This window comes from Bartonella sp. AA126HLJHH, from assembly GCF_042197425.1.
Classification (GTDB): domain Bacteria; phylum Pseudomonadota; class Alphaproteobacteria; order Rhizobiales; family Rhizobiaceae; genus Bartonella.
Window position 1 is genome coordinate 44,629 of record NZ_JBHIRU010000002.1, and the last position, 12,122, is coordinate 56,750.

General features: G+C 34.4%; 6 protein-coding genes and 1 pseudogene. 4 read left to right on the top strand and 3 right to left on the bottom strand.

From position 1 onward, the window contains the following. Positions 1 to 42 precede the first annotated feature (42 nt). Positions 43 to 2,709 (top strand): pyruvate, phosphate dikinase, encoded by a 2,667-nt coding sequence (gene ppdK, locus ACFIQC_RS01460; protein WP_375706639.1) that lies wholly within the window; start codon positions 43 to 45, stop codon positions 2,707 to 2,709. Positions 2,710 to 4,473: 1,764 nt separating this feature from the next. On the opposite strand, the gene ACFIQC_RS01465 is transcribed toward ppdK, so the two are convergent. After that, the gene (locus ACFIQC_RS01465) at positions 4,474 to 5,307 is read right to left on the bottom strand and encodes a peptidoglycan-binding domain-containing protein (RefSeq protein WP_375629484.1); all 834 of its coding nucleotides are present in this window, start codon (positions 5,305 to 5,307) and stop codon (positions 4,474 to 4,476) included. Between the two features lie 1,049 nt (positions 5,308 to 6,356). On the opposite strand from ACFIQC_RS01465, the pseudogene ACFIQC_RS01470 reads away from it, so the two are divergent. Next, positions 6,357 to 6,732, top strand: a pseudogene (locus ACFIQC_RS01470) (DUF5330 domain-containing protein). 108 nt (positions 6,733 to 6,840) lie between these two features. Continuing rightward, a complete protein-coding gene (locus tag ACFIQC_RS01475) occupies positions 6,841 to 7,251 on the top strand; it encodes a SufE family protein (protein WP_375611146.1) in 411 nt (136 codons plus the stop codon). A gap of 98 nt (positions 7,252 to 7,349) precedes the next feature. On the opposite strand, the gene ACFIQC_RS01480 is transcribed toward ACFIQC_RS01475, so the two are convergent. Further along, positions 7,350 to 7,787 (bottom strand): MucR family transcriptional regulator, encoded by a 438-nt coding sequence (locus tag ACFIQC_RS01480; RefSeq protein WP_012754848.1) that lies wholly within the window; start codon positions 7,785 to 7,787, stop codon positions 7,350 to 7,352. 855 nt (positions 7,788 to 8,642) lie between these two features. On the opposite strand from ACFIQC_RS01480, the gene ACFIQC_RS01485 reads away from it, so the two are divergent. Further along, positions 8,643 to 10,736, top strand: coding sequence for a S9 family peptidase (locus tag ACFIQC_RS01485; protein WP_375706640.1), 2,094 nt, complete (start codon positions 8,643 to 8,645; stop codon positions 10,734 to 10,736). Between the two features lie 82 nt (positions 10,737 to 10,818). On the opposite strand, the gene ACFIQC_RS01490 is transcribed toward ACFIQC_RS01485, so the two are convergent. Then, positions 10,819 to 11,421 carry a superoxide dismutase gene (locus ACFIQC_RS01490; protein WP_375613008.1) on the bottom strand — a complete coding sequence of 201 codons (603 nt, stop codon included), beginning with the start codon at positions 11,419 to 11,421 and terminating at the stop codon, positions 10,819 to 10,821. Between the last annotated feature and the right edge of the window lie 701 nt (positions 11,422 to 12,122).

Consider the following 12,122-nt stretch of genomic DNA (forward strand, 5'->3'; position numbering starts at 1 on the left):
GGTTGAATGATGTTTTGAAGCTGATATGGGAGGATTTGTACAGTGAAAAAATGGGTTTATAGTTTTGGAGATGGAAAGGCAGAAGGAAGTACAAGTGAGCGTAACCTTCTCGGAGGTAAAGGGGCTAATTTGGCAGAAATGAGTAATCTTGGTTTGCCCGTACCACCCGGATTTACGCTGACAACAGAAGTTTGTAATTTTTATTATGCCCATGACAAATCATATCCAGAAGAGCTACAGGAATCTGTTAAGCAAGCACTAAGATACGTTGCTGAACAAACAGGACGTGAATTTGGGAATGAACAAAGACCACTTTTGCTGTCTGTTCGTTCAGGGGCTAGGGCTTCTATGCCAGGGATGATGGATACAGTGCTGAACCTTGGCATGAATGATAAAACTGTAAAAGCAATTGCTTTACAAGCCAATAATGAACGTTTTGCTTATGATAGTTATCGGCGTTTTATCCAAATGTATTCTAATGTTGTTTTGGGGCTAGACCATTCGTATTTTGAAGAGATTCTTGATGAAGTAAAAGCATGCAATGGTTACACTATTGATACAGAAATGACAGCAGATGATTGGAAGAATGTTATTATTTCTTATAAAGCCTATGTTGAAGAAAAATTAGGAACCCCTTTTCCACAAGATCCTGAACAACAGTTATGGGGGGCGATTGGAGCCGTTTTTTCAAGTTGGATGACAGCACGTGCAGTTACTTATCGCCGTTTACATAGCATTCCTGAAAGTTGGGGAACGGCAGTTAATGTGCAAGCTATGGTTTTTGGTAACATGGGAGAAGATTCGGCAACGGGCGTTGCTTTTACACGCAATCCATCGACAGGGAAAAAAGAACTTTATGGTGAGTTTTTAGTTAATGCGCAAGGGGAAGATGTTGTGGCGGGCATTCGAACACCTCAAAATATTACAGAAAATGCGCGTATTGTTGCTGGTTCAAATAGACCGTCGTTAGAAAAAATTATGCCTGAGGCTTTTTTGAAATTATGTCAGATTGCGCAGAATCTTGAGCAGCATTATCGGGATATGCAAGATCTCGAATTTACCATTGAAAAAGGTAAATTATGGATGCTTCAGACTCGTTCAGGAAAACGCACGGCTCGTGCGGCTCTCAAGATGGCAATTGAAATGGTTGAGGAGGGGTTAATAAACCGTGAAGAGGCTGTGATGCGTATTGATGCAAAGTCGCTTGACCAACTTTTGCATCCAACACTTGATCCCAAAGCAGAACGTTTTGTTATAGGACGTGGTTTACCTGCTTCTCCTGGAGCCGCAACTGGTGAAATTGTTTTTACTTCAGAAGAGGCAGAAACTGTGTCGGCGGAAGGTCGCAAAGTTATTTTGGTCCGGGTAGAAACAAGCCCAGAAGATATTCATGGTATGCATGCTGCAGAAGGAATTTTAACAACGCGTGGCGGTATGACAAGTCACGCTGCTGTTGTTGCGCGGGGGATGGGAAAACCATGTATTTCTGGTGCTGGCAGTGTGCGGATTGATTATAACACAAATACGTTGTTTGCCTCAGGAGAAAGCCTAAAAAAAGGTGATGTTATCACAATTGATGGTGGAAGTGGAGAAATTTTCAAAGGGAAAGTTGCAATGTTACAGCCTCAGCTTTGCGGAGACTTTGCAAAATTAATGGAATGGGCTGATGGGATGCGACGTATAAGAGTTCGCGCTAATGCTGATACACCATCTGATGCCCGTATGGGGCGCTCTTTTGGGGCTGAAGGTATAGGTCTTTGCCGTACGGAGCATATGTTTTTTTCTGATGAACGTATCGTTGCCATGCGTGAAATGATTTTAAGTCATGATGAAAGTGGTCGTCGTAAAGCACTAGATAAGCTTTTGCCAATGCAGCGTTCAGATTTTAGTGAATTATTTGAAATTATGTGTGGTTTACCTGTTACTATCCGCTTGCTAGATCCACCATTACATGAATTTTTGCCTAAAACGAAAGCAGAAATTCTTGATGTTGCAACAGCTATGGGGGTTTCTGCTGAAGTGCTTGCTGAACGCACTCAGCAGTTGCACGAATTTAATCCTATGCTTGGATTACGAGGATGCCGTTTAGCTATTACTTATCCTGAAATTGCAGAAATGCAAGCGCGGGCGATTTTTGAAGCAGCAGCAGAAGCTGCCCAAAAATCTGGATCTCCTGTTATGCTTGAAATTATGGTGCCACTGGTTGCGCTTAAATCTGAACTCGATTTTGTGAAAGCGCGTATTGATCAGGTTGCTGAGGAAGTGATGAAAGAAAAGGGAAGCACTATTCAATATATGGTTGGGACGATGATTGAACTTCCAAGAGCGGCGCTTCGAGCAGATGAAATTGCTGAAACTGCTGAATTTTTTTCATTTGGAACAAACGATTTGACACAAACTACTTTTGGGATTTCCCGTGATGATGCAGCTCCTTTTTTGGCAACCTATTTTCAAAAAGGTCTTTTAGAGCAAGATCCTTTTGTGTCTATTGACCGTGATGGAGTAGGGGAACTTATTACCATTGCTGCACAGCGTGGACGCTCAAAGCGTGCAAAAATAAAATTGGGAATTTGCGGTGAACATGGAGGCGATCCTGCCTCTATTGCTTTATGCGAAGAAAATAACCTAGATTATGTTTCGTGTTCTCCTTTTCGAGTGCCAATTGCTCGTTTAGCAGCAGCTCAGGCCGCAATAGCAAAAAGGATGTAATGGGTTAATATTTTTTGTTGTATCGTTATTACTGAAATAAATTTTTATATATTCTTTTATTTTCTTTAATAAAGGGAATAAAAATGCTTCTAAAATGCACGATAAGTTGTGTTACGCGAGAAAGTGTTTTTTTAGAGGTTTATGAGAGAAAATATAAAGCACAGGATAGACAAAGATGTATTATTAATGCACTTTTTATTGGCGAACCTCTTGATAGAGAGAAACGTGTTATTGTGCAGTCAATTTACGCGTTTGCTTTTTTATAGGGGAATGAGCTCCTCACGCAAAGTAGAATGCTGCAAACAAATGCATTTTTTTGTGCATCATGCTGTTTGAGATAGACATTTCTCAGTGATGCCCCATTTCACATTGATATTCGTGGAATGGGGATTATGTAAAACTCCCCATAAGTTTATAAAAATCTTCCCAAAATTTATAAACTCCATTATGCACTCCCATCTTTACATTTATAAAGGAATATCAAAGTTACACAATCTATTGATTTATAAAGATAATTTTTTATTTCTCATATTGAAGGAAAGCTGTAAATATCATAAGATCTTCTTATTTCGACTTCTTTTATAATGAATCAATCAAAACCATGTTTTTTGTATGTTACAGGCGGGATGAGCGTCTGTAGGTAAAAAAATAAAGCAAGGATATGCCTCTTATGAAACGTCTCAAGTGAGAGCTATCACAAATTGAAGGTAGGTACAGTGTGTAATGGTGCTGGCTTGCTTCTTCACAAGCGTAAAGATGATGTGCGCTGTCGCGCAGTTGTTGTGGGGGGGGGCCTGCTATTATTATTCACGGGCGTTGTTGCAAAGTGGTTTTGGGTGCTTTAGAGATGTTTTTTAAGAAAGCCCGTGAATGGCAATCCAAGTATATTCCGTTTGGGACATTTTGTTTTAGGTGAGGGGGAGTGAGACCAAAAAGACATGTGATAAAGTAAGAGCATGAGGCAATAGGTAATTTCCGTTATTTTAAAGATATTGCTTTAGATGTCTTTGAAAGGCGTAAAGCTGAATTAAAAGGAAATGGCAAAGATGAAAAATGGTGTTTACCTTAAAATTTCATATTCTTCCCAAATTAGGCTGTTTTCCTGTTTTAAGAGATTATACAAACAGAGATGCGCAATATTCTTGCCTCCATTTGGCATATAAAAGCTATAACAGCTGAGAGAAGTACTAAACTGTCTTAACATTTTTTTCAAACATACTGCTGCGGTAAGTTTGGATGTTGATTTATAGACAATACTAAACGCACACGCTCTCTTAAGAAGACAATGTCATAAAACACATAACTTTCCAGCAATAGATTAGAGAGAAGTGCCGGTTTTTTATCAGACACTTTGCAAAACAACAACCATAACACAATTAGCTTTACGTCTACTTATCCTTACAGGTGTTTGCACAAATTCTTTGTATCATATTTATAAAGATCAAATTGACGATAATATATGGACAATTCGTGGTTCGATAATATGAAAGGTTTACGTGATACTACAAAAATTTCGTGTCCTTTTATCATCAGAGGCAATAAAAATGCTAGAACAAGCGCGTTTGCTATTTTGCAATATTCTTTTTTCTGCAATCGGTTGTGGTTTTTTTGAAGCAAATTATACGGCTCAATATGTAATGTGTAAGAAAACCATTCTGATTGATTGAAAATAAGAGGGCTTGAGATGAAGGAATGTTTGAGGGGAGCATTAAACAAACGAAAGATGAATTATCATTATAAATTAAGAGATTATTATGATTAGCTTCAATTTAATAAACCAATTTCACGCATTTTCATTAAAATTGTGTGATTAATTTTACCTGTTACAGGAAGATCAAATATTTTTTGAAACTGTTTTAAGGCTTCTATCGTCTTTTGATCTTCTATTCCTGTGACAATAACCTCCTCATTCCCAAAAATATGTAAAGCTTTTTGCACTTGTATAATATCTTCAACAGAAGGCTCTAAAATAGCTTCTTTTAAGTGTGTCATATTTTTTGTATTGTTTGTTTCTATTTCGCTTTGCTTAATTAATATCGCGATTTCATCTGCTGCGGGATTAGATAGAACATTCTTTTGCATTCTCTGAGCAGTTTGCTGTTTCCATAAAGTGATGGCTCGGCGTGTTTTAGGTCCTTCCAGTCCATCTAATGGTCCATCATAAAGTCCTAATTTTGCTAGTTCTTTTTGCTTTTCCAGCATGCTTGCTGATTGAGAGGGTAAAGGTGAATTTGTGTACTTATGACTTTGAGAATGTACAGAAGTTACACGGGAGAGTTTTTGTGATTTTTCTTCTTTTTCCGATAAAGTAGAGCTCTTACCTATACTTTGAACAGAGGAAAATTTCATTTGAGTTAAAATATTTTGATGCGTTGTCATTTGCGAAAATAAAGCATTAAATGAAATAAATAAAAAACTAATGCTAAAAAGAAAAGATCCAACAAAAAATAAAGTATTTTTTCGTGTATAGAAATAAATAGTTTTTGCACTCCAAAAAATAAAATGAAAAATTATAAGAAGAAGTGTTATAACAATACTACTATAGTATTTACGGTGTTTTACAGTTTTTTTTCGGTAGGTCTTTCGTTTTGTTGCCATTACTTTTATTTTCAGTTGCGTTTATTTTTTACAAAGAAACAAATATAAATTAGGAAACGAATATGAATCAGTTTTTACTTCCAGCCAGAGAGAAGTGCATTGACATTATTGATTTTTCCTTTCAAACTCCTAGAATGAGCAGCTTCATTATATCAATTTATAAGTTGATAAATCAACAAGAGTTCTTATCAACGTTTATTCATTTTATTTTATACAAATCTTTAATGTGTATAAAGAGAGCACAAAATGATTAGCATTCAAGATCATTTTGGTGTTTGCAAACTACATTATCACATATAATTATCTAAACAATAATGCCACGTTATTCTTCATTTTGGGGCATATGTTTGCCTATTATTTAAAATAAAATTGAAAATATTTGCCTATAACGCTAAAAAGATGACAATCATTATCTATTCTTTATAATTTACATATAGATGGTTACTTATCCATAAACGGTTTGATAATAATAATTATCTCTTAATATTATTATATTTTGGTATAAATTCCTTCTATTAAATAATTTTCATAAGTATTAATTAAATTGATGTTTACAATGTTATAGAAAAAACTGGCTTGAGATGTAATCATAAGAGATGCAATTGTTTTTTGATGTTTTTATCGACAGGTTGACCATTTTCATAACATTTCAGTAAAAATTTTATAGATAATATAAATATTTTATCGACACTAGAGTCAGAATAACAGAGTTTACTCTTTTTAGCCTTTTCAACTAAGCTAAGATGGTGGACTATTATTTAAAATAATTATGTACACAACATGATTATCTTTCTCATTTTTTATCATAGTATGTTCATTAACATGATCAGCTTGTAAGTGTATAATTTTGATGTTATTTTTTACTGAATAGACAATGTATCCCATTTTATACAGCGGAATTGTGCCATATTTATAAAAAAGCCAATGATATAGATCCAATACATGAATACTCAATTTTATAAAAAACACATTTTATAAATTGTTTATAAAGCAACAGTGTATAAAATGCTCCTTTTATTGTATTTACCACTGCGGTACATTGATTGTCCATGATACGTTTTTTAATCAAATTATCATTTTTTTTATTTTTTATTTTTGTCATTATTTCATTTTTTGTAGCAGATCCAAGCAGTAACCATTCTTCTAGCCCCCAAAATAATGAGACAACAACGAGCGATGTGATTGTTGCTTTTAAGGAAGCCTTAAATGACTTAGGCGCATTTTGTGACCGTAATATAAAAACCTGCAAAGTAGGAAAATCCTTTTTAAGTTCACTTGGTGAGCGCGCATATTACGGTGCAAGAGCTGCTTATGAATATTTAGGGAACATATTAGGAAACAAAAATGATATCAGAGACTTCCCCTAATGTTTCTTACAAAATCGAAATACAAGAGTTCTTACAAAACCATGCAATGTTATCTTGAAATAAGGATTTTTAACGTTCTTCGTGTTATTTATGTTAGGAAGAATAAATATTTATTTTTTATAAGTGTATTCAAGAATGATTATTCAAACGAAACAGGACTAAAATAATGGCGGAAACAATCGGTAATATTATAGAGAACTTTTCGCTTTTGGATAATTGGGAAGATCGTTATCGTTATGTCATCGAGCTTGGCTATGAATTGCCACCTTTTCCAGAAAGCGCTCGAAACGATGCTCACAAAGTTCCTGGTTGTGTTAGCCAAGTGTGGCTTCTATCTTCACGTAATAACTCAAAAGATCCAATATTGACGTTTCAAGGTGATTCCGATGCTCATATTGTGCGTGGACTCATTTACATACTTCTTGCTTTTTATTCAGGCAAAAAAGCTTCTGAAATTCGCAATTCTGATGCTCAAGAGCTCTTTGAAAAACTTGGTTTAAATGAAAATCTTACACCACAACGATCAAATGGTTTGAAATCAATGATTAAACGGATTCGTAACGAAAGCTATATGTAATCCCCTTGGTAGAAATTGCTATATATACAAAAGCTTCACACAAAACATGTATACTAAAATCAACTTTATGCACGAAACCATTTTTTCGCAAAATAAGATTATTTAGTTTTTTTCCGTTTGCTTTTGCGTCCAAGCCCCATTTCTTTGGCCAAAGCCGATCGTGTTTTTGCATAATTAGGCGCCACCATAGGGTAAGAACTATCTAACTGCCATTTTTCACGATATTCCTCTGGCAACATTCCATAATGTGTCATGAGATGACGCTTTAGAGATTTAAACTTCTTTCCATCTTCAAGGCAAATGAGATAATCAGGAAATACTGAACGCTTCGGATTAACGGCAGGCCTTTGTTTTTCAACTTCGACTTCTGTTAACTCTAGATTCCCTGCTTTACGAAAAGCAGCATGGACATCAGCAATTAAACTTGGCACTTCAGTCGGTCGAATAGAATTATTACTCACGTAGGCAGCAACAATATCAGCAACCAATGTAATAACTAAATTGCTTTCAGTCTCTAAGACTGCACGATGTTCCATTCTTGTTTCCTTTAATTTAAAATTGAGTAATTCAAAATCGAGATATAGTGCATATACTCATGATATAAAGATCTCATGCACATGAGTTTCATATTGTACAAAAATCTTTTTTGTCAATTCAATTATTCTATAAAATTGCCAAAACACAAAAAAATCAAATAAATACCTATTTTTTGTCATAATATACAATAAGAAAAACGAAATTATTACATGCTAAAATATATTTTTACCCTATAACATATCATACATAATATATAATACATCACAAATATAAAAAAATATATGATAAAATTTATTTATTTTTTTTGAGAACGTAAAAATAAAATTACTAATTATAAAAATATAATATATAAATTATTATATTTTGTTTTGAATACTTATAGTTTAGTAAGTTTATGTTTAATAAGTTTTAAATTTGTTTTTATTATTTATATTTATAAAATTTAATAATAAAAAACATGATATATTATAATTATGACATAATAGTATTATTTATAATATAAAACTATTCATTAAAAGGAGATATGACATTTTTATTTTTTATACAGTAATAATAATATTTTAGATATATTTATTCCTTTCTGTAAAATTATGCGATTATACTGTTTCAAAAAAAATCAATTCTTTTTCTAATAGTTTAATTGTTTTACCAGTCACTTTCATTATAAAAGTGGTGTTATATCCCTAGAAAACAATAGCTGTGATATGTAATGAACAGAAAGGTATTAGTTTTAAAAATTATCATGGTGCTATTTTTGCAAGTGAATAGAACTTATAGGTTTTTACACTTGCATCAATCATTGTGATTCTAACATATAAACGAAGCTATTAACATATTTTAATATAGGATTGTGTATGACTCGCACTTTTGCAATTCCTCCCAAAGCATCTAGAATCACTCATAAGGAAATATATCATGGTATTTTTCGTGATGATCCCTATCATTGGCTACGTGCGTCTAACTGGCAAGATGTTTTTAAAGATCCTAACTGTCTTGATCCCAATATTCGACATTATCTTGAAAAAGAAAATGCTTATCAATCAGCTCAAATGGCTGATACAAAACCATTACGAGATTTGCTTTTTACCGAAATGAAAAACAGGATCCAAGAGAATGATAGTTCTGTTCCTATAAAACATGGTCCTTTTGCTTACGGATTCTCTTATGTTACCGGAGGCCAACAACCACATTATTTTCGGACACCAAGGAATGGCGGAGAAAAAAACGTGTACCTTAATGGTGATGTCTTGGCAGAAGGCAAAGAATATTTTAAATTTGGTTCAGTTCAAGAATCTCCTGACCATACACATGTGGTATGGACCTATGATGACAAAGGATCAGAGTTCTATACAGCTAAAATTCGTAATTTTGAGACATTGTCTGACTGTACGGACACAATTACTGATACATCTGGTCAAATTGTATGGGATGCTAGGTCTGAAGGTTTTTTCTATACTAAGATGGATAAAAACCACCGACCTTCAGAGCTCTATTATCACCAATTAAACACAGATCAATCACAAGATAAGCTTATTTTTCGTGAAGACAATCCAGGTTTTTTCTTAGATGTAAGCGGTTCTAAGCTTAATGATGTTATTTATATTAATATTCATGATCATGAAACATCCGAGATCTGGTTAATTCCTGCTGAGGCGCCTTTTACTGTTCCCCAATGTGTACGGAAACGACAAAAAGGTATTGAATATTCACTTACAGAGGGTGGTGATGTCTTTTATATTCTAACCAATTTAGATAATGCAAAAGATTTCAAAATTATGGTAGCGCCATATACATCTCCACAATCAGAAAATTGGTCTGAGTTTATCCCACATCAGCTTGGGTGCCTAATATTATCCCATGATGCTTATCAAGATTTTCTTGTCTGGATCGAACGTTTTGAGGGGCTTCCACGTATAAAAGTAATGGAACGTACCACTAAACAAGTTAATTCCATCGCTTTTACTGAAGAGGCTTATTCTTTAGGTCTGCAAGGAGTTGCAGAATATAACAGTCCAACTATTCGTTTTTCCTATTCGTCTATGACAACACCTGATCAAGTGTTTGATTATGAGATGAAAAATTGTAAACGAATGCTTTTAAAAACGCAAATAATTCCCTCTGGGCATAATAAAGATGCATATGTAACACGACGTATTACAGCAATAGCAGACGATGGTGAGAAGATTCCTATTTCACTTTTTTACCACAAAAACACTCCCCTTGATGGTGGTGCGCCTTGTCTGCTTTACGGCTATGGTGCTTATGGGATTTCTATTCCTGCCAGTTTCAATAGTAATGTACTTTCTCTAGTGAACAGAGGTTTTATTTATGCCATTGCTCATATTCGCGGAGGAAAAGAAAAGGGAGTAGAATGGTATGAGAAAGGAAAACATCTCTTTAAGCACAATACATTTACAGATTTTATTGCTTGTGGGCGTTATCTTGTAAACAATAAATTTACTTCTCACGACCGGCTGATTGCTCATGGTGGTTCAGCAGGGGGGATGTTGATGGGAGCTATTGCCAATATAGCTCCACAGGATTTTGCTGGGATCGTAGCGAATGTGCCTTTTGTTGATGTTTTAGCGACAATGTTAGATGCTTCATTGCCACTCACACCTCCAGAATGGGCCGAATGGGGGAATCCTCTTGAATCAGAAGAAGATTATAAGCTTATTGCTTCCTATTCCCCTTACGATAATATCAAAGCTCAAAACTATCCCCCTATACTTGTGATGGCAGGATTAACAGATCCTCGTGTAACTTACTGGGAGCCTGCAAAATGGGTGGCAAAATTACGAGACCTAAAAACAGACGATAATGCAGTTTTATTACGTATTAATATGGATTCAGGGCACGCTGGTGCAGCTGGACGTTTTTCAAAGCTAGAAGAAGTTGCCTATATCTATGCATATATTCTAAAGATAGCAGGAAAAGACTTTTGCTAATCCATAATATCTCTGTATGAAAGTCTCCGATAATTTATTGGATTATAGAGACTTTCATACACTAAAAAATTATTGAGACAGTTTAAAATTCACATTCTTCATAAAGTTCCAAAACATAGTCCCAATTAATTAAATGGTCTACAAAGGATTCGAGGTACTTCGGTCGAGCATTGCGATAATCAATGTAATAGGAATGTTCCCACACATCGACACCCAAAATAGGGCGAGCATTGTGCACTAAGGGATTTTCACCATTAGGCGTTTTCATAATTTCAAGCTTGCCATCTTTAACAGCAACCCACGCCCATCCAGAACCAAATTGGGCACTAGCAGCAGCAATAAAATCAGCGCGGAATTTGTCGTAACCACCTAGATCAGCGTCAATAGCTTTTGCTAACTTTTCAGGAAGTTTTTGGCCACCACCATTTTTTTTCATCCAAAGCCAAAAGTGGTTATGATTGTAATACTGCGCTGCATTATTAAACAAACCAATATTTTTTCCAAAACTTTTTTTAACAATATCTTCAAGGCTTTCATTTTCTAAGCCTAACTCTTTCACAAAATTATTGGTGTTGGTAAGATAAGCAAGGTGATGCTTATCATGATGATATTCAAGCGTTTCGCGTGACATATAAGGCGAAAGGGCATCGTAATCATAAGGCAAAGGGGGCAATTCAAAAGCCATTTAAAAATCTCCTCGATTCTAATTGTTAAGCTTATTTCATAAGCCTAATTTGCCATTTACCGCATTTAAAAGCAAATGTTGAATACCTAGTTTGTATGAAATTAGTTTTAATGTCTGTCTTTTTGTAAAAGAAGCTTTTAGGAAATGTATATTCATCAATCAAAAAGGGTATTGGTCTACATAAAGATTGCTTCTGAAGATTTTTTTACATCTATGAGCGGGTAATAAATATCATTATCTTTTGAATAAAAAGTAAATGGAAATAGCGATTATTCCTTGTTTTGGTATCTCTATTTTTTCAAATACCATATAAAATGTTTTTAATTTTTGCAAAACTTTTCCAGTTTATTGGTGTATCATAATGTTTTCAACAGAATATTAAGTGTTATTTTTAGGAAATATTTTTCAATGTGCTTGATTTCATTTTATGGTGCTACCCATGAATAATATAATGTAAAAATTAGTGGACATTACCATCTTTATGCTTAATGCAAGAGCACAGCAGCACTATCACACACTTACCGGTTGCCAATGTGGTGACAGCTTTTTTCTTAAATTGAGCAAGATGAGATTTTAATATATCAAGAAAAGTAAATCATATGCAAATTTATTAGATACATGAGTAAACTGCAAGATTTTCATTTTCTGTTCCTAGAAAATCAATACAAAGAGTAAAATAATTGATGGATAAATGGTTCCTA

What these genes read in the sequence shown, in the direction of transcription:
- ACFIQC_RS01485 (WP_375706640.1), top strand. Translation starts at nt 8,643, where the DNA reads ATGACTCGCACTTTTGCAATTCCTCCCAAAGCATCTAGAATCACTCAT.
- ACFIQC_RS01475 (WP_375611146.1), top strand. Translation starts at nt 6,841, where the DNA reads ATGGCGGAAACAATCGGTAATATTATAGAGAACTTTTCGCTTTTGGAT.
- ACFIQC_RS01490 (WP_375613008.1), bottom strand. Translation starts at nt 11,421, where the DNA reads ATGGCTTTTGAATTGCCCCCTTTGCCTTATGATTACGATGCCCTTTCG.
- ACFIQC_RS01465 (WP_375629484.1), bottom strand. Translation starts at nt 5,307, where the DNA reads ATGGCAACAAAACGAAAGACCTACCGAAAAAAAACTGTAAAACACCGT.
- ACFIQC_RS01480 (WP_012754848.1), bottom strand. Translation starts at nt 7,787, where the DNA reads ATGGAACATCGTGCAGTCTTAGAGACTGAAAGCAATTTAGTTATTACA.